Source organism: Oceanospirillum beijerinckii DSM 7166 (assembly GCF_000422425.1).
GTDB lineage: Bacteria > Pseudomonadota > Gammaproteobacteria > Pseudomonadales > Halomonadaceae > Oceanospirillum > Oceanospirillum beijerinckii.
On the sequence record NZ_KE383828.1, the window covers coordinates 49,133 to 71,689 of the forward strand.

General features: G+C 46.1%; 19 protein-coding genes. 15 read left to right on the forward strand and 4 right to left on the reverse strand.

What is annotated here, in order from left to right; all coding sequences use genetic code 11:
- The gene (locus H579_RS28145; RefSeq protein ID WP_028301957.1) at positions 1-1,719 is read right to left on the reverse strand and encodes a transporter substrate-binding domain-containing protein; all 1,719 of its coding nucleotides are present in this window, start codon (positions 1,717-1,719) and stop codon (positions 1-3) included.
- Between the two features lie 415 nt (positions 1,720-2,134).
- Positions 2,135-4,645, reverse strand: a complete 2,511-nt coding sequence (hrpB, locus tag H579_RS0118935; protein ID WP_028301958.1) for an ATP-dependent helicase HrpB — start codon at positions 4,643-4,645, stop codon at positions 2,135-2,137.
- A gap of 233 nt (positions 4,646-4,878) precedes the next feature.
- Here hrpB and H579_RS0118940 point away from each other — a divergent pair, with 233 nt between their 5' ends.
- The 11 genes from H579_RS0118940 to H579_RS0118990 all read left to right on the forward strand — a co-directional run bounded on the left by H579_RS0118940 (position 4,879) and on the right by H579_RS0118990 (position 15,719).
- Complete coding sequence (locus H579_RS0118940; RefSeq protein ID WP_051227917.1) at positions 4,879-6,906, forward strand: transglycosylase SLT domain-containing protein; 2,028 nt, start codon at positions 4,879-4,881, stop codon at positions 6,904-6,906.
- Positions 6,907-7,057: 151 nt separating this feature from the next.
- A complete protein-coding gene (locus H579_RS28150) occupies positions 7,058-7,714 on the forward strand; it encodes a lytic transglycosylase domain-containing protein (RefSeq protein ID WP_051227920.1) in 657 nt (218 codons plus the stop codon).
- Positions 7,715-8,265: 551 nt separating this feature from the next.
- Entirely contained in the window at positions 8,266-9,201 is a 936-nt protein-coding gene (paaA, locus tag H579_RS0118950) for a 1,2-phenylacetyl-CoA epoxidase subunit PaaA (protein WP_028301960.1), read from the forward strand.
- 11 nt (positions 9,202-9,212) lie between these two features.
- Complete coding sequence (paaB, locus tag H579_RS0118955; RefSeq protein WP_028301961.1) at positions 9,213-9,503, forward strand: 1,2-phenylacetyl-CoA epoxidase subunit PaaB; 291 nt, start codon at positions 9,213-9,215, stop codon at positions 9,501-9,503.
- 27 nt (positions 9,504-9,530) lie between these two features.
- Positions 9,531-10,295: a 1,2-phenylacetyl-CoA epoxidase subunit PaaC gene (gene paaC / locus H579_RS0118960; RefSeq protein WP_028301962.1), complete on the forward strand. Its 765-nt coding sequence runs from the start codon at positions 9,531-9,533 to the stop codon at positions 10,293-10,295.
- 31 nt (positions 10,296-10,326) lie between these two features.
- Positions 10,327-10,866, forward strand: a complete 540-nt coding sequence (gene paaD, locus H579_RS0118965; protein WP_028301963.1) for a 1,2-phenylacetyl-CoA epoxidase subunit PaaD — start codon at positions 10,327-10,329, stop codon at positions 10,864-10,866.
- A gap of 78 nt (positions 10,867-10,944) precedes the next feature.
- Positions 10,945-12,042: a 1,2-phenylacetyl-CoA epoxidase subunit PaaE gene (paaE, locus tag H579_RS0118970; protein ID WP_028301964.1), complete on the forward strand. Its 1,098-nt coding sequence runs from the start codon at positions 10,945-10,947 to the stop codon at positions 12,040-12,042.
- Between the two features lie 409 nt (positions 12,043-12,451).
- Positions 12,452-12,940: a hypothetical protein gene (locus tag H579_RS0118975; protein WP_028301965.1), complete on the forward strand. Its 489-nt coding sequence runs from the start codon at positions 12,452-12,454 to the stop codon at positions 12,938-12,940.
- A 222-nt stretch (positions 12,941-13,162) separates the two neighbouring features.
- Complete coding sequence (locus H579_RS0118980) at positions 13,163-13,633, forward strand: DM13 domain-containing protein (protein WP_028301966.1); 471 nt, start codon at positions 13,163-13,165, stop codon at positions 13,631-13,633.
- 183 nt (positions 13,634-13,816) lie between these two features.
- Positions 13,817-15,247, forward strand: coding sequence for a coniferyl aldehyde dehydrogenase (locus H579_RS0118985; RefSeq protein ID WP_051227923.1), 1,431 nt, complete (start codon positions 13,817-13,819; stop codon positions 15,245-15,247).
- Between the two features lie 247 nt (positions 15,248-15,494).
- Complete coding sequence (locus tag H579_RS0118990; protein ID WP_028301968.1) at positions 15,495-15,719, forward strand: ParD-like family protein; 225 nt, start codon at positions 15,495-15,497, stop codon at positions 15,717-15,719.
- 160 nt (positions 15,720-15,879) lie between these two features.
- Here H579_RS0118990 and H579_RS0118995 read toward each other — a convergent pair whose 3' ends face one another.
- The gene (locus H579_RS0118995; RefSeq protein ID WP_028301969.1) at positions 15,880-17,862 is read right to left on the reverse strand and encodes a hypothetical protein; all 1,983 of its coding nucleotides are present in this window, start codon (positions 17,860-17,862) and stop codon (positions 15,880-15,882) included.
- 150 nt (positions 17,863-18,012) lie between these two features.
- The gene (locus H579_RS0119000) at positions 18,013-18,846 is read right to left on the reverse strand and encodes a 6-carboxytetrahydropterin synthase (RefSeq protein ID WP_028301970.1); all 834 of its coding nucleotides are present in this window, start codon (positions 18,844-18,846) and stop codon (positions 18,013-18,015) included.
- Positions 18,847-19,080: 234 nt separating this feature from the next.
- On the opposite strand from H579_RS0119000, the gene H579_RS26610 reads away from it, so the two are divergent.
- From H579_RS26610 to hisI, 4 genes are all read left to right on the forward strand, one after another.
- Positions 19,081-20,166, forward strand: coding sequence for a metal ABC transporter solute-binding protein, Zn/Mn family (locus H579_RS26610; RefSeq protein WP_051227926.1), 1,086 nt, complete (start codon positions 19,081-19,083; stop codon positions 20,164-20,166).
- A complete protein-coding gene (locus H579_RS0119010; protein ID WP_036566827.1) occupies positions 20,166-20,912 on the forward strand; it encodes a metal ABC transporter ATP-binding protein in 747 nt (248 codons plus the stop codon). Before H579_RS26610 ends, H579_RS0119010 begins: the two co-directional genes overlap by 1 nt.
- A gap of 119 nt (positions 20,913-21,031) precedes the next feature.
- Positions 21,032-21,877, forward strand: coding sequence for a metal ABC transporter permease (locus H579_RS0119015; protein ID WP_028301972.1), 846 nt, complete (start codon positions 21,032-21,034; stop codon positions 21,875-21,877).
- A gap of 179 nt (positions 21,878-22,056) precedes the next feature.
- Positions 22,057-22,500, forward strand: coding sequence for a phosphoribosyl-AMP cyclohydrolase (gene hisI / locus H579_RS0119020; protein WP_028301973.1), 444 nt, complete (start codon positions 22,057-22,059; stop codon positions 22,498-22,500).
- The last annotated feature ends 57 nt before the right edge of the window (positions 22,501-22,557 follow it).

A 22,557-nucleotide genomic window follows, 5' to 3' on the forward strand; every position in this document is an offset into this window, starting at 1 on the left:
TTAGTTATCTTCTTGCCATATCGGGGCATTAATAGGCAGGGTTATCGTAAAGTGACAACCCTGCCGGTTTTCTACCGTGATTTCACCGCCTAATAACCCAGTGACTAAGGTATAGACAAAATTAAGCCCTAAACCTGAATTTCCTTGACCGATCTGCGTGGTGAAAAAAGGGTCAAAAACCTTCTTAAGGTACTGATCCTCGATCCCGCTGCCGTTATCGTGGAACTCAATAACCGTCATTTCTCCTTGTTGATGGGCACTGATGTCTATAATGCGGTGTTCAGTATCATTGAAGGCATGACGCAGGGAGTTAACAATTAAATGTCCCAGAACTTCAGTCAGGACTCCGGGGAAACTATCTAAATCAATCGGTGTATTTGTTGTAACAAGGATCTCTATATTTTGCTGTTTAAGTTGGCTACTGTGCAGTGTAGTGGCTTCATTGATAATATCGGCTAAGTGAAATGTTTGCCGCTGAGCTTTTGTGTGATCAAGTGCTACTCTCTTGAAACTGTTAACCAGTTGCACCGCTCGCTTGAGGGAGCGGGATAGCATTTCACCTGAGGAAAGCTGCTCATCAATATACTGTACCAACTCCTGATGTTTCAGGTTGCCTCGCTCAACCTTATTCTTTAGTGTTTTTGTTTCTTCATCCATTACACTGGACAAAGTAACTGAGATCCCAAGCGGTGTATTAATCTCGTGGGATAGACCCGCAACCAGAGTGCTCAGCGCTGCTACTTTTTCTGATTGTACCAAACGGCTTTGGGTTTTAGTCAGAAGTGACACGGTTTCTTCCAACTGTGCATTGGCTTGTCGCAGGGACAGGGTTTTTATATTGACCTGTCGTTTCAGTATTACAATGGCAGTCAGTGCGAGGAAGATCAAAACGCCTAGTAATGTTAGGCCCAGCATGTAATAGATCGATGTCAGCCTTTCCTGAGTCAGATAAACAATCTCATGCTTTTCCCATTGCCGGGTCAGGTATTCGACAGTGCCATCGCGGTGCATTCTCTTGATTGCCGTGTCTAAAGCCTGTGCCAACTCCTCATTTCCCTTTGCGATACCCAGATGAGTCGGTTTAATATGAATCGGAGGCTCAACAAACTTGATGCCGTCCAGATGATGTTTTTGGATAATATAGGCGCCGACCCATTTCGTGGTGGCCAGGGCGTCGATCTCGCCGTTTAGCAGCTGTTGGAAACCGGATAGATGATCTTTTATAACCACTTGCTCGGCCTGACTGTTCCGAGTAAGCAGGTTTCTAAGATAACCGCCTTTACTGACCCCAGTTCTAATGCCTGCCAAATCATCTAGGTTATGTATCGTCATATTATCGCTACGGACAAAAAGACTCAGTTCAAACCTTAAGAAGCCATCGACAAAATCATAATGCTTACTGCGTTCCGGGTTAGGGCTAAACACCGTTAGAACGTCGGCTTCTCCTTGTAAAACAAGCTGTTGTGCTTGTTTCCAATCAGTAAGCTGATAATGAATTTTTCGATTTAGCGTTCTGGCCAACTCTGGAAGAATGGATGGATAGATCCCTTTGGCTTTACCCTCTTCCAGCCATTCAATCGGAGCGTAATCTTTGTCGCCAACAATACGGATCGGTGGAAGGGGGCTGGTTTCCGGGCCATAGATAATTGTACTCTCTTCTGCAATAGCGAATGTGGAGTACAGGTATATTGCTATTAACACAACCAGATGTTTGAGCATATATCACCCCTCTGGCAAGCTACGTTCACATGTGAGTATAATTCGTTTTTGGGGGGTATCGGGTAAAAATTAAAAAAACGATAAGTTCGTCATCAGAGCATTTCAGATTGCTTCTTAATGCGGGGTTAAATCTGGTGAGCTATCTGACTGAGGCTCAAAGTGGGCAGTGGTACCAGTTAAAAGACTGTAGATCTGTGTCTGAACCATGTTTATGCTTCGTAATAAATGACTTAGGGCTGCCACTAATCAGGAGTTCCAGTATTTCATCATTTAAGTGATCCGCATAGTTTATAAATGCTCAGAGGGAAGGAAAAGTGGTGACGGTGACAGGAGCTTTGTAGGTTATGAGAAAAATACGCCTACTGTAAATAGAGGCGTATAGTTCTGATACAGGTCCTTTTTGTTTTGCTATGTATCAGCTTTTCAGTTGGCGCTTGGTTTTATGGGTCGCTTCAGCACTTAATGGATCCTCGGGCCAGGGATGTTTTGGATAGCGTCCACGCATTTCCTTACGGACTTGCGGATAGACATCCTGCCAGAAGGTGGTCAGGTTAGCCGTAACCGCTAAAGGGCGACCTGCAGGGGAGAGTAGACTGATGTTAACGGGACAGCCTAAAACCTGAGGTACATTTTCAGTACCAAACATCGCTTGCAACTTGATATGCATGGTTGGCCGGTGTTCGCTGTAGTCCAGCTGCACTTTCTGGCCTGTGGCGGCATTAAAGTACTTAGGCACCAGTTGATCCAATTGTTGCTGTTGCTCCCACGGAAAAATAGAAAGCAGCATCTGTTGTAGCGGTAAAGCCTGCCACTGTTTTGTGCTACTAATATCGCCAAGATAAGGGGCTAACCAGTTTTTTATCGTCGCTAACAATGTTTGCTCAGATGTATCAGGCCAATGTTCCGGCTGTTGCTGATATGCAAAACGCATGCGATGCAGTAATTTATAGCATTCTTCGTTCCACGGCAGAGCCGCTAAGCCCTCTTTCTCTACGCGATTTAATCCCGCCTGAACACGATGTTCGCTATTAATATTCGTTAATTTGATGGTTTTTAGCAGCAATTGACCGAGTCGAGTCTGACGTTCATTGATCAAGCGTCCCTGCTGCCATTGGCAAAAATCCAGTTCCTTAATCAGGTGTCGCTCTTGCAATAGGGCGCTAAGGTCCGAGACTTCTGCAAACAAGCTGATTTTCTCTTTTTGCTGTCCTGTTCGTGAATAGGTCTGTAATGCAAGGATGTAGGGTGATTGACTTTGTGTGGTCAGCTCACCTTGTCGACCATTAGCCAGTTTATAGCTTTGAGACACAGGTGTAGCCGGAGCTGCAAGCTGCGAGGGAAAGCCCAATAACAGAGCACCAATTAACTTATGGCTAAACTCATCATTGTGATAATCATTGACAAAGTGCTCGGCATTAAGCGACGAGTATGTCTGTTCAACTAAACGAGCGGTTGTATTCAGACAACGCTTAAGCTGTGGGTTTCGTGCTGAAGGCGTTTGTTTGTAGAAACTTTCAAGGCTGCTTAAAAGTTCGGGAGATTGCGGTTTTATATCTTCCTGCAAAAAAGCAATACAGGCAGCAGCGGCTTGTTGCTCTGTGATATTAAGGTTCAAACGCTGCAATACTACCCAACTTTTTGCCAAATGGGGAGCCAGGGGAAGTTGGCGGGCAAGTTCGCCATGCTCAGTAAATTGGTGTTGTCCGTTGACGGATTCAATCAGGCCCAAACGTTCCAGTTGTTCGATTGCGGCCTGCCAACGACTGGCATTAGGTTCAGTGACCCAATCGAATTCCTGATAATCATCGCTGCCCCATTGAATCAACTGATAGGCTAGGGACGCTAAATCCTGGCGATTGATCTCAGGCTCTGTTTGTTTTGCTAAAGCCGCATGTTGTTCCTGATTCCAACAGCGATAAACAGCACCTGCTTGGGTTCGGCCCGCACGACCAGCCCGTTGAGTCGCTTCCGCCAGAGTGACAGAACGGGTATGCAGTTGGCTGAGCCCTGTGCGTTTATCAAAACGGGCCTCTCTGGCTAAGCCACTGTCGACAACCAAGGTAATGCCACCAATCGTCAGGCTTGTCTCTGCGATGGACGTCGCCAAAATTACTCTGCGTTGTTCGCTCATGGCCAGGGCTGATTTCTGCTCTTGAAGCTTCTGCTGACCATGTAAAATTCTTAAATCAATATTATGTCTGTTGCAGTAGCTTGCCAGGTTGCGTCTAGCCTGTTCAATCTCATAAACACCGGGCAGGAAACAAAGCAGGTCACCTTCGTGCTGCGATAAGGCTAGTTCACATTGTTCACTTGTTACTGCAACCCGTTCAGAAAGTGGGATACTCTGGCGAGTAAAGTTTTCTTTGATAGGGAAGGTACGCCCAGGACAGAATAAAACCCGGGTATCCAGCGCCTGTTCTAATTCATCCTGAGCCAGAGTAGCTGACATAATTAACAATTTAGCAGGGTTATCTTCCCTAAAAAGTTGGTTCATTTGTCGGCATAAGGCAAGAATCAGATCACTTTCCAATGTCCTCTCATGAAATTCATCTAAAATGATTAAGGCAACATCGGACAACATGGGGTCAGATTGCAGCATCCTTAGCAAAACACCTGTAGTAACCAGCTCGACCCGAGTTTTTCCACTGCAGCGACTTTCTCCCTTCACCCGATAACCTATGGTTTCACCGACAGTTTCACCCAGTTGCTGTGCCATGTAGCTCGCTGCAGACTGAGCCGCCACACGTCTAGGGGCTGTCATAATGATTTTTTTATTTGCAAATAGTGGACTTTTCTGAAGATAAACAGGAACCTGTGTAGTTTTACCCGCACCGGGTTCTGCACTTAAAAGGGTAATTTCTTGTTGGGCAACTATCTGTTCAAGTTCTTCAATTAATTGATAAATAGGCAGCGCTGGCTCAGTCATGACAGGAGTAATATTCGTTTCGGGAGGGCTGGCAAGGATACTATGTAATACCACTGGAACCAATATACAGGACTGTTAACGTCCTAATTTTCTTAATAGAAATTTGTGGGGAGCCATTATTTGAATTACAGTAATAAACCACTATCGTATTTTCAGGCACAGAATAAGTCTGGGCCACCAGCTTTAAATTAAAACTTCTGCCTTGTGCGCACTGGCAGTAAAGGAGAGGCTTTATGCCTGGTTTGCCGCAATTGATTTCCCGACAAGCTGGTCTGTTGATTACCTGTACCAGTCTATCCTTTTTTTATAGCCATCTGGCACATGCGACATTAAGTACCGAACAAACCCAGAATCTATCACTGCAAGAGCAAAGGGTGCTGTACTTAAAAACGCAAAATGATATTAAGAACGGTCAGTTTGAAACTGCACGCAAGGGTTTAAGAAACTTGGGCGATTATCCCCTAAGGCCCTACCTGCAAGCGCAGTTGATGGGCAAAACCCTCACAGCGTTGCCTGCAAAACAGATAAAGCAATTCATTGCTGAAAACAGAAAATTACCTGAAGCAGAAAGGTTGCATAAGACCTGGCTCAGCTCTTTAGCAAGCAATGGGCAATGGCAAGACTATCAGGAAGCCTATAAGTTATTGCCTGTTCGCAGTAACCGCTATCTGTGTTGGTCTATTCAAGCAAAAGTAGAACTCAAATACGCTAAAAAGCCACTAAGTAATAAACTCAAACAAGATATTGCAGCAATTTGGCAGCAGGGATCTTCTATGCCAAACAGCTGTAACAGTATTTTTTCCCGTTGGGAAAAAGAGCAGGGACTCAGCTCAGATATTGCAGAAACCCGCTTTTGGAATGCTATTGAGGAGCGTAACTTTGAATTAGCCCGTTACGCTCAGAAAAAGATCAGTGACAAGCAAGCATTAAAAGATGTGGAGCTGTTCTGGCAGGTCAGGAAAAATCCTGGCAAATACCTGAAGACCTCTTATTTCCAAACCGGAAACTCAAACCATAATGTGACAGTTAATTATGCGGTGCGCCGTTTCTCCAATAAAGACTTGGCTGTAGCAACTGAAAGCTGGTTAGCTCTGCGGGATCACCTGAAGTTTTCCAGGAACACTCGCGATGCGTTGGATCGATATTTATCTATTCGTCTGGCAGCCCGCTTTCACGAGCGGGCAGAAGAGCTGTTAGGTTTATTGGATCCAGAGGATAACAATCCGGAAATTACGGAATGGAAGATTCGCCTGGCTATGGAGAAGCAGGACTGGGCACTCGTTAATTCGAGAATTGAAGCGTTACCATCAGGTTTGCGCCATTCGAGTCGTTGGTCTTACTGGATGGCCGTTGCTCAGCAGCATCTTACCGGGAAACGACAGGATGATATTCTCTATCAGATATCACAAGAGCGAAGTTATTACGGCTTTCTGGCTGCAGACTTGCTGGGTATGCCATATAGCATGAACTATGAGCCAGCCAATATTCCTGTAAGTACGAAAAGTTCACTGATGGAAAACCCTGCCATTCTGCGTATGAAAGAACTGGTTCATCACCAGGAATGGTACAACGCCAGAATGGAGTGGAATCGTCAGTTTCTGCGACTAAACGAGAAACAGCGTCATGCAATGGCATATCTGGCCAAAGATTGGCAATGGCACAGTCAAGCCATTATCGGTGCAGCCCAACTGAAAAAGTGGAATGATCTGGATCTGCGTTTTCCACTGGAATACCCTGATTTGTATCGCAAGTATACAGAGCGTAGCCAAATCCCGTTCAACTGGGCGCTATCGATTACCCGTAAAGAGAGTGCATTTAACCCTCTGGCGCAATCAGGTGTTGGCGCAAGAGGGTTAATGCAACTGATGCCAAGAACCGCGAAAGAAACCGCTAACTATATTCAGCAGCGTTATTCAGGCAAGCGAGATCTATACGAGCCTGCCACAAATATCTCTTTGGGTACTGCTTACCTGGCCAAGATGCGGGATCGCTTTGGTAGTCGCATTTACGCCACAGCGGCATATAACGCGGGCCCACATCGAGTGAAGAGATGGCTTCAAGATAGAGGGAATTTACCACTGGATATCTGGATCGAGCTGATTCCATTCAAAGAGACCCGCAAATACGTGCAAACAGTGCTGGAGTATGGCGTTGTTTATGACACCTTAGCTAACCTTGAGGCACATCTGATGCTCGACAATGAGCAGCAGATGTTGGCACTGAATCAATTAAAGGCAGAGCAGGGTACAGGGGAGTTATAGCTTTTATTTCACAGCGGCGGGGAATTTTTCTAAGCAATAAGGTCTAAAGCCTGGCAACAAACACTGCCGGGCTTTTTTATTTGGACTCAGCTACTTGTATGCGCAGACTGGAAAATAACATTCCAGATTAAGGTACTTCACAAGGTGATCTATGATCAAATATTTGGCAAAGAAAATACTGAATAAATGGGTGAAAAAAAAGGCAAAAGGAGCTCTGCAAAAATCTATACAGAACTACCTGAAAAAGAAATTATGGGATAAGGACTATTCAAGATCAGCCGGATCGAATCCAGGCTTTCACGACAAATATCAGAAAAAAGCCAATGTGGATTCTGCAAAGAAGGGACTTGGTTTAAGCAGTGAGGGCCATAAAAAATCAGGTAATCGCCGTTGGCAACCACCTGAAACGGCAAAACCTTATCTCTCTAATATCCGTCAGGCAGAGAAACATCATTGCATGCCGGAAAATTTGCTGGCACGTTTGATTTATCAGGAATCCCGCTATCGCAAAGACATTATCACTGGTAAAACGGTGAGTTCTGCCGGTGCTGTGGGGATTGCCCAGATTGTGCCTAAATGGCATCCAGATGTAGATCCGCTAAACCCTGAGCAAAGTATTCACTATGCAGCCAAATATCTCAGTCAACTGAAAAGACAGTTTGGTGATTGGCCAACAGCATTAGCGGCCTATAACTGGGGGCCTGGTAATGTTAGTAAAGCGCAGAAAAAACATGGCCGTAGCTGGCTTGATAAAGCACCCAGAGAAACACAAAACTATGTTGGTCAAATCTGGGGGGATGTAGCCTGACGCATATCATTTTGAAAATTAAGTCATACAGCTTCAACGGTAGCTAAGGATATATAGATCCAACTCTGTTATCAAAAAAACAGCATAATGTATATTATGTTAAATAGCATAATAAGCATCGTAAGTCATTTATCTATTGTGGAAGTTCAGGTTCAGCCTCTAACCCGCACTCAAAGCTCTTACTCTCAGCGCTAATATTTCAATACAAGAATTCTATGCTATGCAACCCGTACCTTGAGCCAAATCACTGAAATCTTAACTACACTTAAGCGAACCAGGAAGCATAACCTGCGTAAGATCACAAAACGATGACATAAAACAATATGTGATACATGGCTTCCATTTTCAAATCTTGTTATGTATCATTTGGCCTACATCGCAGGAAACCTGATTATTACAGCCTGCAGTTTGTGTATCCAATTTATGCAGACACCCCTGCTATTCCTGTTTACTGCCGTTTGGTTAGGGGTACGATACAAAAAAGCATCACATGCCTTCGTTTTTAGTGACATGGTGATGTGACCAATAACAAATGATCGGAGAGCAAAAGTATGACGCCTGAAGAAAATTTCATGCGGAAGATCGAAGCGGAAGAAAAGATCGAGCCAAAAGACTGGATGCCCGATACTTATCGTAAGAACCTGATTCGTCAGATCTCTCAGCACGCTCACTCTGAAGTGATTGGCATGCAGCCAGAAGGTAACTACATCACTCGTGCGCCTTCTCTGCGTCGTAAAGCGGTACTGATCTCTAAAGTTCAGGATGAAGCCGGTCATGGGCTTTACCTGTACAGTGCTGCTGAAACACTGGGTATTTCTCGTTCCGAGATGATCGAAGCGCTGCAAAGCGGTAAGGCGAAGTACTCTTCTATCTTTAACTACCCTGTGCTGACCTGGGCAGATATCGCTGCAATAGGTTGGCTGGTAGACGGTGCAGCTATTGTGAACCAGGTGTCACTGCAGCGTACCTCTTATGGTCCCTACTCCCGCGGCATGATCCGTATCTGTAAGGAAGAATCTTTCCACCAGCGTCAGGGCTACGAAGCGATGCTGGCACTGGCTAAAGGTTCTCCAGATCAGAAAGCGATGGCTCAGGATGCACTGAACCGTTTCTACTGGCCTGCACTGATGATGTTTGGTCCACACGATTCTGAGTCTGCTCACTCCCAGAAATCTATGGAGTGGAAGATCAAGCGTGAGACTAACGACGATCTGCGTCAGAAGTTTATCGACCAGACTGTACCTCAAATTGAAGTACTGGGTCTTGAGCATCCTGATAAAGCGCTTAAGTGGAATGAAGAACGTGGTCACTACGACAGCTCTGATCTGAACTGGGATGAGTTCTGGAGTGTGATTGCCGGTAACGGCCACTGCAACCGTCAGCGTTTAGAGCACCATATTGCCGCTCACGATGAAGGTGAATGGGTTCGTGATGCGATCACTGCATACAATGAAAAGAAAAAAGCAAAACAAGCTAAAGCTGCGTAAGGGGATCTGACATGTCTGTAACAGAAAAACTGGAATTATTTGAAGTATTTGTACGCTCCAAGCGTGGCCTTGACCACAAACATGTTGGTAGCCTGCACGCTGAAGATCACGAGCAAGCACTGGAATACGCTCGTGACTGCTACACCCGTCGTAGCGAAGGCGTAAGCATCTGGGTTGTTAAGTCTGCGGATATCTGTGCTTCTCAGGAAGATGATGCGGATTGCTTCTACGATCCAAACGATGACAAACCATACCGTCATGCGACTTACTACGTCCTGCCTGATCCAGTAAACAACATGTAATCCGGATTTGGTGAGGAGAGATTAAGAATGAGTGATGCAATTAAAGCCGCTACGCTGGAATACGCGACCCGTCTGGGTGATGACTCTGTAGTACTGGGTCACCGTATTTCCGAGTGGATCAGCTACGGTCCTTTCCTGGAAGAAGATATTGCCTACGGCAACGTTTCTCTGGATTACATCGGTCGTGCACGTATGTTCTACACCTACGCTGCTGAACTGGCTGATGACGGTCGTGATGAAGACGATTTCGCTTACATGCGTAATGATCGTGAATATCGCAACCTGCTGTTATTTGAAATGCCGAAAGGTGACTTCGCCTACTCTCAGGTACGTCAGCTGTTTGCAGATGTTTACTACACTGTACTGCTGCCTGAGCTGCTGCAATCCAAAGACGAAACACTGTCTGCAATTGCTGCTAAAGCGATTAAAGAAACCAAGTACCACCTGCGTCGTAGCCGTGATTGGGTTCTGCGTTTGGGTGATGGTACTGAAGAAAGTCATAAGCGTACTCAGAAAGCCGTTGATGCTCTGTGGGGCTACACTCACGAGCTGTTCGATATGGACGCCACTGAGCAACTGCTGGCTGACGAAGGTATCGGCGTAGACGTTTCTAAACTGCGTGATGCCTGGTTACAGCGTGTTACTGAGATTCTGACTGAAGCGACCCTGACTGTTCCGGAAGATTCCTGGGAAGTCAAAGGTGGTCGTATCGGTTACCACACTGAAAATCTGGGCCATATGCTGACTGAGATGCAGATCGTTCACCGCTCTCATCCTGGTTGCAAGTGGTAATCCCCGGTTAACGATTAAGTGGTAAATCGCTATGAATGAAATCTCACTGATGCCAGTCGAGGAGTATGAGCGTCTACAGCAGCGCAGCGCTGAAGATGTGAAGGAACTCTGGGATATTCTCGACGAAGTTAAGGATCCTGAAGTACCCGTGCTGACGATCTGGGATCTGGGGATCTTGCGCGATGTCCAACGTCAGGATGGTCAGATCGTAGTTACGATCACCCCGACCTACTCTGGCTGCCCGGCGATGGACAATATCACCAGCGATGTTAAGCAGGCACTGGGTAATGCGGGTTATACCGATGTAAAGGTACAAACCAAACTGGCCCCTGCCTGGAGCTCTGAATGGATGTCGAGCAATGGCCGTAAAAAATTAAGAGATTACGGTATTGCCCCACCAGAAGATGCTGAGCTGGATGAAGACGGTTTAACACCGGATGCCCACGCGCAATGTCCACATTGCAGTTCCCGGAATACTCGCCGGGTCAGTGAGTTTGGCTCTACGGCCTGTAAGGCCCTGTTCCAGTGCAATGACTGTAACGAGCCATTCGACTATTTCAAAAAGATCTAAGCCTCAGAGTTTCAGAGTATTAGATTCAGCAGAGCCGGGCTGAAAGGTCCGGTTCGTAATGGATATAAAGGTGAAGCAATGTCTGACACCAATTTTTACACGCTGAAAATTGCTGATGTTCAGCCAGAAACCGATACCGCGATCTGTGTCAGTTTCGCAGTTCCTGATGAACTGAAAGACAAGTTTAATTTTATTCAGGGTCAGTTTCTGACTCTGCGCGCCATGATTGATGGCGAAGATGTACGTCGCTCCTACTCTATCTGCTCTGGCGTGACAGACGGCCATATGCGTGTGGGTATTAAGCGTGTTGACGGTGGTAAGTTCTCTAACTACGCCAACGACGAGTTCAAACCGGGTATGTCCGTTGAAGTGATGCCACCTCAGGGTAGCTTCTACACCGAACTGAACGCCGACAACGCTAAGAACTACATGTGCATCGCTGCTGGCTCCGGTATCACACCAATGATTTCTATTATGAAATCTGTGCTGGATATCGAACCAAACAGCACCGTAACTCTGATCTACGGTAACCAGCGTAGTAACACGGTGATGTTCAAAGATGAGCTGAACTTCGTCAAAAACCGTTATATGAGCCGCTTCCAGTGGATCAATATCATGGATTACGAAGATCAGGGTGCTGACCTGCTGAATGGTCGTATTGATAACAAGAAAGGCTACCAGCTGCAAAAGAGCGGCCTGATTGATATCAAGAACACCGACGAAGCTTTCATCTGTGGCCCTGAAGCTATGATGTCTGAAGTATCCCGCGGCTTCCGTATGGAAGGTCTGAGCGATGATCAGATTCACTACGAACTCTTCTCCAGTTCCTCCGCTGATTCTGAAGAAGCACTGAAACGTGCTCAACAGCGTATTGCTGAATACGGTGAAGAGAAAACCAGCAAAGTAACCGTTATCGCGGATGGTCGTGCGGTATCTTTCGATCTGGCTACAGTGGGTGAAAATATCCTGGATGCGGGTATCGAAAACGGTATGGATCTGCCTTACTCCTGTAAAGGCGGTGTGTGTTCTACCTGTAAGTGTAAGCTGACCAAAGGCCAGGTTGAGATGGATATCTCTCACGGTCTGGAGCAACACGAAATCGATGCGGGTTATGTTCTGAGCTGTCAGGCGCATCCAATCACTGACGAAGTGGTTCTGGACTTCGATCAGCGTTAATCGTCGCGCAGCACTCAGGCAATTCCCCCTTTTTGTCTGAGTGCTGATTTTCCAACCAGGAAGCTGGATATCTGCCGTCGCACTCTACCTGTCTTTCTTTTTCTCTTTTCACGCTTTTGATACCTTCCCTAAGCCTCACCCATTCTCTTGCCCTATGCACTTTAGATATCTTTAACCCGTTGTTATTTTTGAATAAATAACCTTGTGTTCACATCTATTTATCCGACAAAAAGCTTCGTGTAATAGCGTGTAATAGCGTCGTCTAAAACTTTCGACCACAATAGAAGTATTGAATATACACAGTAAATAATCGGTGTATTAAATCGTATCCAGGGAGGATAAATAGCATCTTTTTACCTCTTGTCAGCATAAAAACAGAGGTACTTAAGGTTGTAGAGAGGTCATTAGCATGAACCCTATTAATCAAAGTCTATTGCAGATTTCTGTAGAAAATCACAGTGAACCGAGTATCCAGGGTCCAAGCCAATTAACCTGTGCCATTCTGGACTTTGATGGTGGTTATTTAAGAGATGGATCTGATGCCACGGATACTTGTCTGCCTGCCCCCTACGACAACAATACACCGAAGGCCTCATGGTATTTGCAACCTGACACCGATGTATTGGAAACTTCACTGACAATTGTAATTTTCAGTACAGATAATCCCGACTTTCCCGCCTGCCCAATTAAAGTTAATGCCAAAGATGTGCTGCGTTGGAGTCAAAACGTAGAGCAGAACTGTTTACCAGAAGAAAGAACCAAAACGTTACAGCTTAAAGCTTCGGCCAGCAACAATGACTATCAGGTTTATCATCAGGGTCGCTACACTATCTTAGGCCACGCCTCTATCGGCGACTGCGGACCCGTCTATACCATCACTGCAGGGCTGTCGCACTAAAACAAGAGCGCACAAAGAAATTCGAAAAAGCCCATGACTTTCCGGTTCAGCTATTTATTAATAATCTCGACAAGGTAAAGTAGATTCAGGGGAGATACCCGGCTAGCTGCTTTACCTGCTTTTCTATCTTTTCTGAGACTGTGATAAAGACAACAGATTTCACGGAAGCTTTAGTTCAGAATCCCCATCTCATTGAGCTATCAACATTATTCAGGATCTTTTATGAATAGGATTGTTTTTCTTGTTATCTCTCACTGCGTGATGATCGCCATCGGTTTTGCTGGTGGCATTTATGCTTTACCTATCCTTACAGCTCCACCCGCACCTACTACGTCTGAGGTGCAAATGCTGAATCAGAATGCAATCTTTACAGCGAAGTTCCGTCGTGACTTACAAGGCAGTGATGCGCTTCACTGGGGGGACGGTCAGGTCTCCATCGGTAAAGATACGATCTCTCTTATGGGAGAGCTGGCTCCTGGTCCTGACTATAAGCTGTATCTATCGCCTGATCATGTTGAAGCTGAAGCAGACTTTCTTCGGTTGAAAAGCAGGATGGTTAAAGTAGCCGATATTAACACCTTTGATAACTTCATTGTTACAGTGCCAGCAAGTATTGATCCGACTCGTTACACCAGTGTGATTATCTGGTGTGAAACCTTTGAAGAATTTATTACGTCAGCAAAATATCAATAGTCGCTGCCAGATATATTTCCCCTAAAGCCTGCGTAAAGCCACTCCCTGTCAGCTGTCCTTTGGTGCCAAAGTCGTATCTTGACAGGACAGCAGGCAAGAGAGCCATCAAATATCCAGTTCAATCTTTGACCCTGTTTTTATGGCATGCAACGATAGATTACAAAATAGCTATTGAGGCCCAGAATGAATATACAGGCGTCCTTGCAACAGTCCGATGAAAGTCAGGCTCAGTTAAAGAGTGAGTTTCAACGTTTAAAAACGGCCTTTACTCTCTCCCCTTACCCGGTGATGTCCGACCGACGCAGGTTGTTAGATCAGCTTAAGCGTCGTTTGTTACAGCGAGAACAGGTGCTTTATCAGGCTCTGAATCAGGATTACGGTTACCGCAGTGAGTTTGATAGCCTGCTGGCGGATCTGATGCCTTCCGTGCAGCAGCTGAATTATGTTTATAGAAAGCTTCCTAAATGGCTAAAACCTTCGCGACGCCATGCAGGACTGACACTATCCCCCTCCTCTGTTTCTGTGCACTACCAGCCATTAGGTGTTGTCGGTGTGATTGTCCCCTGGAACTTCCCTATTTTTCTGAGTCTCGGACCCATCATTACAGCCCTTGCAGCTGGGAATAAGGTGATGGTTAAGATGAGTGAGTTTACTCCATATACCAATCAGGTGATTAGAGAGCTGTTTCAACCTATGTCTGACGATGTCGTCATTATTGAGGGGGAAAGTGAAACCGCTGCACAGTTCAGCGCCCTGCCCTTTGATCATCTGTTCTTTACCGGATCAACGCAGGTAGGTCGTTATGTTGCCAAAGCCGCAGCGGACAATCTAACCCCCATTACTCTGGAATTGGGTGGTAAATCACCAGTCATTATTGCCCAGGATGCTAAAATGTCGGCTGCAGTAGATGCCATTATGCTGGGGAAATCCATTAATGCCGGCCAAATCTGTGTAGCGCCGGACTATATTCTGCTACCAGAATCCTGTCGGGATAAATTTATTGAGACCTATAGGCAAGCATATAAGAAATACTTTGCCGATGATAAAAACCAATGCCGTTTTAGTAACGTGTTGGATCAACGTCAATTTACTCGGCTGCAAAGCTATCTTGAAGATGCAAAGACAAAAGGTGCCAGGATTGAACCCGTCCTAACTGAAGGGATCAATCACGACAAGCATTGGATGTGCCCACACCTGGTCATAGATGTGAATGATGAGATGGCCTTAATGCAAAATGAGATCTTTGGTCCTATCCTGCCAATTCTGACTTATCAGTGTATTGATGAAGCCTTCCACTATATTCAGGCTCGACCGCGCCCCTTGGCACTCTATCTGATGAGTAGTGATAAGTCGTTACAGCAAAGGGTGAAGCGTACAACTCATAGTGGCGGCGTTTGTATTAATGATACTCTGATGCATGTGGCTGCAGATGATGCTCCTTTTGGGGGCATCGGTGAATCTGGTATGGGCCATTACCATGGTATTGAAGGCTTTAAGACCTTTTCCCACGCCAGGACTGTATTGCATTCACCCTCCTGGCTTCCTCGTAGCAATGTACTTTTAAAAAACAGAGATTTAGTGGTTAAAGTCTTTAGAAAGCTATTTCTGCGTTAACAGCTGCGAGCCAGCTCAAAGAAGAAGGCGCTTTCTTTCCCATGGGAAAATGCCTTCGATATCGTTTATTTCCACTGGTGTCATACGCACCTTCACTATCAGTAATACTCAGACTTTTAAAAAGGCCTATATCTCAGGCCAATTTAGCTTGTGAAATACAGTCCATAAATATACGATTTGCATACAAAACGCATACTTAACATATTCTTTAAGTATATAAATCTGCGCGATAGAAATAGGCTGTTGAATGGGTGTTTTAAAGGTATCCGAAGAGTTACACGGTGAGATTCGTAAAAGCAGTTTCGTAATGTCACGCTCTATTAATGCTCAGGCGGAGTTCTGGCTTAAGATGGGCATGCTGTGCGAGCGCAATCCAGAGATGACATTTAATGAGATTATTCTGCAGCAGCTAAAGCAGGAGCAGATTAACCCTCAAACACTTTTGAGCGGGCAGCAAGGCAAGAGAGAATAACGGCTAAATGAATCAGTGAGTGATCTTCACTATAAGAGAGTACACGCAGGAAACAGGGGCTGATTGATAGCCCCTTTTGTTGAAGTTGCTGATGCTACAACATAGCTTGGATATTTAGTCGTGGCAGATCTGGTCTGAACCGATATGGCTAAACAGAGTCCTACTTCGCGGCAGCAATAAACTGCTCCAAGTCAGCCCGCATCGGACTGCCTTCATCACAGACAGCCCAAGCCCACATCTGACTTAGCGCATTGGACTCTTTTGGCAGCAGGCCAATTTTCAGGAAGGTGTTGTAGTAAGGAAAATCCGCAAAGGATTTTTGAGGCTGTTTCAGGATCTCAACGATCTCCTTATCCAGATCAGCACGGGCCTTAAAGTACAACTCAACGGCTTCGGTGATATCGTCGTAGGTTTTACGTAGATCACTTTGCAGTCCCTGCCCTGCCAAAATCTGATCTTTTAGCTCTGTATCAACCAGCTGGTCTTGCCAGTTCATCATGCGACCATTCTGTACATAGAACAGCTCAATCGAACGACCGGCAGAGATACCCGATAGTGCATTAGCGACCGTAGTCACCGACATCTGATGATAAGCCGGATTTTGTGGTTGCCAGCTATCATTACTGGTGACCTCAGCATCGGCAGCCACACCAGCACTGCTGGTATACAAACCCTTAACCAATTGCTCAAACGGTGTCACACCATTGTTATCCGGCGTATTGTCGAAGATCTGAATCAGACTTGTTGCGATAAAAGCAGAGTTCGTTGGGTCTTTCTGCTCAGCGGTAAAAGGCTGGCCAACACCTGTCTTCTCATTAAAATTGATACCAAACAACGGTGCGGCCTGACCGGCACTGATCACCTTGCCCTTGTTAACCGTCAGCGGTGTACTGGTATTATCAAATGCCAGCAGATGCAGCGACTGCTGTTGAGCTTCTCCGGTATCCGTCTGCGCAATAGCCCCCAGAATACCGGTGTTTTCCAAAGTACCGCCATCAGTAAACAGCAGCTCTTCGTTTTTGCTATCCTCAGTCACAGGCCAGTAGTTATAACGCGGTACCACATTACCGATGCTGGACAGCACATAATTTTCCAGGTGCGCGCCAATAGCATCAAAAATATCTTTGATATCACCGCCTATTTCATGCAGCAGACCTTTTTTATGCTCATCAGATAAACGAGCTTCAATATCCTTTAACAGCCCTTTCTTGCTGTCTTCATCCTTCAGATGGGCTTGAATAAAGCTCGCAATTGCTTGAGCAAAAAAGGCACTGGAAGTACTGGCAATATCGATCAGGGAATAATTCTGCTTCAGTGATATAGACACTGGAGATTGGGTCGCATCGGTTTGCTCCACATCAGAAGCAAATCCCCAGGACTCCACCAGACCACCGCCGACGATCGCTTTATCTGGAGTTTCCCCCCTTACACCCGATGCAACCGGCGTGACCTGATCTGGCAACTGTACAATATTGGAGATCTTGCGATCGGCATCATCCACCTTCTGCATGATGTTATTGTTCATCACGATAAAGGGACGCTTCGGACGCACATAATAGAAATTCTGATCAGAAGGATTTAACTGCGGGAAAGTGGCTTGCGCATAATCCTGAGACAGGGAGAAAGAACGGGTCGACAGCCAGGATGCCTCACCTTTGGACCTCAGGTCATAATGATCCAACACCTTACTGGCGATAATATCCGCCCATAACCACTGACTGTTTTTACCACGATTCTCAGTGATAAATTGACCGGCAGTCACCAGAAGCTCGTAGATATCTAAGCCTGCCGGTATATTGCCGTAAACCTTCTCGCCTAGTTTATCCAGATTAAGCTTACCCGCAGCGTCTTTTAGACTCAGATCAGCAGGCTTAAAATACTGGCCCAGCAGATCCTGATCAGAATAATTCTGCGGCAAAAACGTATAGATACAGGATGCCCAGGTGCCGCCGGATACCGATGAAATATAACGCGGTTTTTCCATCAAACCCAGAGTATCCAAACCCAGCAACTGACCCCAGGCACATGTCAGCGCTCTGGAACCACCGCCGGAAAAACATAAACCCAAGTTCCCCCTACTGCTATCAGAATGCTCAACAGCTGTGCTCGCCTTACCTGGATAAACATTAACCTGCTTTGTCATCGCCAAATCTCTTTTAGTTAGAGTGATAGCTAGACGGTAATGCAGTATAGAAAGGAAGGGTATTACGGATGATTACGATAATAGCGACAGGGGATATCTATAACGTTTTTGCATAAGGCCAACAGTAGCTGGCCTTTGCGGCAAAGCCGATTACTGAGAAAAAACAGCCCCTTTCTCGATCCCTTCATAAGCGTAAACCTTAGTACCCTCCTCCCCTATCTGTTCGCAGATAAAACGAGCGATCAGCTCTACGGTGCTATCAGTATCCATCAGAGTACAGATCTGTTTGGGTACGGTGATTTCAAATTCACCCTGGTTGGCGGTGTAGGCAAAGGAGATGCTGGTCTCATCCTCAGATACGATATCTTCACGAGTGCCGATATAGCTATCGTGTAACTGGTTCGCCCATTGATTTTCCAGTTGCAGGTTACGTTGGCCGTTGCTAAAGATTTCGATTCGGGATCTATGGCCGTGGGCGATACGCTGGCAGTTACCGTCGTGTTTTTTCAGACCGTGGCTGTAATGATAGTGTGCTTGGTCTGCTGGCATGATTTCATGGTGCAGATTAAAGCGAACCGCTTTTACGTTTTCCGGTAATACGGTCGGTGCTACTTTTTCCAGCCATTGGGCGACGGCTTCTGGAGTGATGCTTTCAACCGGTAGGCGCTGGATAGCACACAGTGGGCTAGCGTGTTTAAACTGGCCAACATGGCTGTTGAATTCCAATGCTACTCGGTCGTTATCTTCACTGATCAGTTTATAAGCTTCAGTTTCTGTTGGAATCAGCAGGCCATGATCCACTGTGCTATCGATCAGTTTCTTCAGTGTTTTTTTCACATGGCCAAAATCAAATAACACTCCCTGTTCGTTCAAATCGCCATCCAGCTCTACGTCAACATGCCAGCTCTCTCCCACCAGTCCACGGCGGGCATCCAGGTAAGAGCAGTCAATAACGGTCAGTTTGCGAACAAAAAGGGTGGTCATATATTGGATAATCCTGAGTACTTTGCTGTGTTATACCCAATTATATCGTAAAATTTGTGATATTCCTTTTTCAAAGCGGGATATTTTTCGCAATCAGATCAATTAGATGTCGTGTTCAGGCTGTCTCAGAAAGCCTAAAAATGATATGTTATACCTTAACAAGTAGAGTTATACTTATGGCTAAACCGCTTTTGTAGTCTTTCAGTTGTTTTGATACCCGGAGCCCTATTCCTCATGTCAGCCTCTTTTTCTACCCGCTTGCTAGTAACTGCAGGTGCTGTCGCACTATCTACACTCAGCTTCTCTGTTCTGGCAAAGCCTTTGGTGTATGTCAGTGTTTTGCCACAGAAATATATGATTGAGCAGATTGCTGGTGATGCCGTGGATGTTGAGGTATTGGTTCAGCCGGGGCATAACCCTCACAGCTATGATCCGACCGGTAAGCAGATGGCACAATTAAGCAAAGCAAGCCTCCTGTTTACTACCGGTGTGCCGTTTGAGCAAACCTGGTTGCCGCGTATTAGCAAGCTGAATCCTGATCTGGTTCTGGTGGACTCGGTTAAGGGTATTAAGCGCTCTGAGATGGAAGGTCATAGCCATCATGATGAAGACAAGCATCATGATGATCATGGTTACGAAGAGGCACACCCTGCTGCTGACGAGCATGATCACGATGAACATCACGACCATGATAAACACGACGATCATACTTCCCATGATCATGAGGAGCATGGCCATGATGAGCACACAGAACACGATCATGACGATGACCATCACGAAGATCATGCCTCTCATGATCACGAAGAGCATGACGATCACGATGATCATAAAGGTGAGTTAGACCCACACGTTTGGATGAATCCAAAATTGGCGATTCAGCAAGCAGATAATATGACCCACGCGCTGGAGAAGGCTTTCCCAGAGTCTGCCGAACAATTTGAGCAGGGTTTTGCTCAGCTGAAGAGCAAATTTAAAACTCTGGACCATAATATCCATGAAGCGTTGGAAGATTATGAAGGTCGCACCTTTATGGTATTCCACCCGGCTTGGGGTTACTATGCGCAACAATATCACCTGGAGCAGGTTGCCATTGAATTTGAAGGCAAAAGCCCAAGTGCACGTAAACTGGTTGAACTGACCAAAAAAGCGGAAGAAGAGCAGATTAAGGTGATCCTGGTACAGAGCCAGTTTAACCGTAAGCCTGCCGAGCGTATTGCCAGCCATATCGGGGCAAGGGTCGTGGATGTTGATCCAGTGCCTTATGATCTGCCTGCTGAACTTGAAAAACTCACTCAACAACTGCTGGAGTCCTGGCGCTAATGGGGCGTTTTGCAAAAAATATTATTGAGTTTGACCGCGTTAGCTTTCGCTATCAGTCGGTTCCTGTACTGGACAATATCACCCTCGCCGTGCGCGAGGGTGAGTTTTTAGGCTTGGTCGGACCTAATGGTGGTGGCAAAAGTACTCTGCTAAAGCTGATTATGGGTCTAATCACTCCCGATGCAGGCACAGTCAAGGTGTTTGGCACGGCGGCCAAAAAAGCCCGTGCCCGTTTAGGTTATGTACCTCAATTTGCCCGCTTTCCCTCTGATTTTCCGATTACGGTCGAAGAAACCGTTTTGATGGGCTGCCTGAATCCAGGACGCTTATTGCAGCGATATACTCAGAAAGACCGTGAACTGGCACGAAAGTGTCTGAAAGAAACAGGGGTAGCCGAGTTTGCGGACCGCCCTATTGATCAGCTTTCTGGCGGTCAACTACAGCGGGTTTTGATCGCCCGTGCTCTGGCATCAGAGCCAGATCTGCTGCTGCTGGACGAACCCACTGCCAGTGTCGACTCTCATCAAGAGAAAGGTGTGTTTGATCTGTTTAAAGAGTTGAACAAACGCATGTCCATTATTGTGATCTCCCACGATATCGGCTTTATCACAGATTATGTGGATCGTGTCGCCTGCTTAAATAAAGAGCTATTATGTCACGAAACCCATTGCATCACCCCAGATGTGATTGAGCAGATGTACGGCGGTCATGTACATGCCATTCACCATCACTCTCATGCGATCTAAATGGACGCGATGTTTTAATAGTTGAGCTTTTTTAGTGCTTAAACTTTAAAGCTGTGCCCAATCACGTTATAACGCATCTTTGCTCCTGATGAGCCAACAACCATAGTGATAAATCGGACATGATGGAATTTTTTACCGCTCTGGCAGAACAGAGCTTTTTACAGAGTGCAGTGATTGCCGGTGTGTTGGCCAGTATCGCCTGCGGCCTGATCGGTAGCTATGTCGTAGTGATGCGTATCAGTTACTTGGCCGGAGGTATCGCGCACTCGGTAATGGGTGGTATGGGCATCGCCTATTTTCTCGGCGGATCTCCTTTTGTAGGTGCTTTAATCGCCGCAGTGATCTCTGCCCTTATTATCGGCTTGGTAAAACTCTACTGGCAGGCACGGGAAGATACCTTGATTGGTGCCTTGTGGGCCTCAGGTATGGCCCTGGGTATTATCTTTATCAGCCAAACACCGGGTTATCAGGTTGATCTGATGAGCTATCTGTTTGGTAATATCCTGCTGGTGGCAGAAGACGATCTGTGGTTGATGGCCGGTATGGATGTGGTGATTGTTGGTGCCATCGCCCTACTCTATCGTCCTTTTCAGGCCGTGGCGTTTGATCCTGAGTTTGCCCGTTTAAGAGGCTTGCCGGTTAATCTGCTTTATCTACTATTACTGTGTATTGTCGCATTAACGGTTGTGTTGCTGATTCAGGTGGTGGGTTTGATTCTGGTAATTGCCCTATTGACGCTGCCTGCCGCCATCGCCGGACATTATGTGCGCACTCTATCCTCTTTGATGGCACTGGCTACATTATTAGGTCTTGGTTTTACATCGACCGGTCTTGCGTTATCCTACGGCCCGGATTTACCGGCGGGCGCTACGATTATTCTGCTGGCGGCAGGTTGTTTTGTGATTTCCAGTCTGTTTTCGGCCAGAAAGAAATCGATGCAAAGCCCTGAAACACCCCGTAAGTAGATCCTGGTAACTGACAACGGGTAAACCAAGCAAAACGAATTATTAAACAGCACTGCCACTTTCAATTTTTAGCGTGAACTTTGTTAACGTAACACGGTTACCGTAATCCCGTTAGCAAAAACCTGTGGCAGCCAGATCATATGCTGTAGAAGCCATTAACAGATAAAAGAGCAATCATCGTGAGTGATAACTTTAGCTGGAAAGCCATCGAAAAATCAGAACTGAATCAGACTTATGATCTGCAGCAGGCGCTGGAAAACATCAAATATAATGAAGATGGTTTAGTGCCTGCCATTGCTCAACAGCATGATACGGGTGAAATTCTGATGATGGCCTGGATGAATCTGGATTCTATTCAGGAAACCTTACGCACAGGCAGGGTCTGTTACTGGTCCCGCTCCCGTCAAGCGTATTGGCGCAAGGGCGAATCTTCCGGTCAGGAACAGCATCTGAAAGAGTTCCGCCTGGATTGTGATGCGGATACGATTCTGATGAAAGTTGATCAGACGGGTCCGGCTTGTCACACCGGTCGTCGCAACTGCTTCTATATGGTTGTCGATGGTGACGAGTTGAAGGTAGATTCTGATCCGCTGATTGATCCATCTGAGCTATATAAGAAGTAAGACTCTCTGCTTTTTGCCGTACAGTGCCATTTTTACGGTCACATGTATTTTTATACA

Excerpts from the sequence above, each read along its gene's own strand:
- H579_RS28145 (WP_028301957.1), bottom strand. The coding sequence starts at position 1,719 with ATGCTCAAACATCTGGTTGTGTTAATAGCAATATACCTGTACTCCACA.
- hrpB (WP_028301958.1), bottom strand. The coding sequence starts at position 4,645 with ATGACTGAGCCAGCGCTGCCTATTTATCAATTAATTGAAGAACTTGAA.
- H579_RS0118940 (WP_051227917.1), top strand. The coding sequence starts at position 4,879 with ATGCCTGGTTTGCCGCAATTGATTTCCCGACAAGCTGGTCTGTTGATT.
- H579_RS28150 (WP_051227920.1), top strand. The coding sequence starts at position 7,058 with ATGATCAAATATTTGGCAAAGAAAATACTGAATAAATGGGTGAAAAAA.
- paaA (WP_028301960.1), top strand. The coding sequence starts at position 8,266 with ATGACGCCTGAAGAAAATTTCATGCGGAAGATCGAAGCGGAAGAAAAG.
- paaB (WP_028301961.1), top strand. The coding sequence starts at position 9,213 with ATGTCTGTAACAGAAAAACTGGAATTATTTGAAGTATTTGTACGCTCC.
- paaC (WP_028301962.1), top strand. The coding sequence starts at position 9,531 with ATGAGTGATGCAATTAAAGCCGCTACGCTGGAATACGCGACCCGTCTG.
- paaD (WP_028301963.1), top strand. The coding sequence starts at position 10,327 with ATGAATGAAATCTCACTGATGCCAGTCGAGGAGTATGAGCGTCTACAG.
- paaE (WP_028301964.1), top strand. The coding sequence starts at position 10,945 with ATGTCTGACACCAATTTTTACACGCTGAAAATTGCTGATGTTCAGCCA.
- H579_RS0118975 (WP_028301965.1), top strand. The coding sequence starts at position 12,452 with ATGAACCCTATTAATCAAAGTCTATTGCAGATTTCTGTAGAAAATCAC.
- H579_RS0118980 (WP_028301966.1), top strand. The coding sequence starts at position 13,163 with ATGAATAGGATTGTTTTTCTTGTTATCTCTCACTGCGTGATGATCGCC.
- H579_RS0118985 (WP_051227923.1), top strand. The coding sequence starts at position 13,817 with ATGAATATACAGGCGTCCTTGCAACAGTCCGATGAAAGTCAGGCTCAG.
- H579_RS0118990 (WP_028301968.1), top strand. The coding sequence starts at position 15,495 with ATGGGTGTTTTAAAGGTATCCGAAGAGTTACACGGTGAGATTCGTAAA.
- H579_RS0118995 (WP_028301969.1), bottom strand. The coding sequence starts at position 17,862 with ATGACAAAGCAGGTTAATGTTTATCCAGGTAAGGCGAGCACAGCTGTT.
- H579_RS0119000 (WP_028301970.1), bottom strand. The coding sequence starts at position 18,846 with ATGACCACCCTTTTTGTTCGCAAACTGACCGTTATTGACTGCTCTTAC.
- H579_RS26610 (WP_051227926.1), top strand. The coding sequence starts at position 19,081 with ATGTCAGCCTCTTTTTCTACCCGCTTGCTAGTAACTGCAGGTGCTGTC.
- H579_RS0119010 (WP_036566827.1), top strand. The coding sequence starts at position 20,166 with ATGGGGCGTTTTGCAAAAAATATTATTGAGTTTGACCGCGTTAGCTTT.
- H579_RS0119015 (WP_028301972.1), top strand. The coding sequence starts at position 21,032 with ATGATGGAATTTTTTACCGCTCTGGCAGAACAGAGCTTTTTACAGAGT.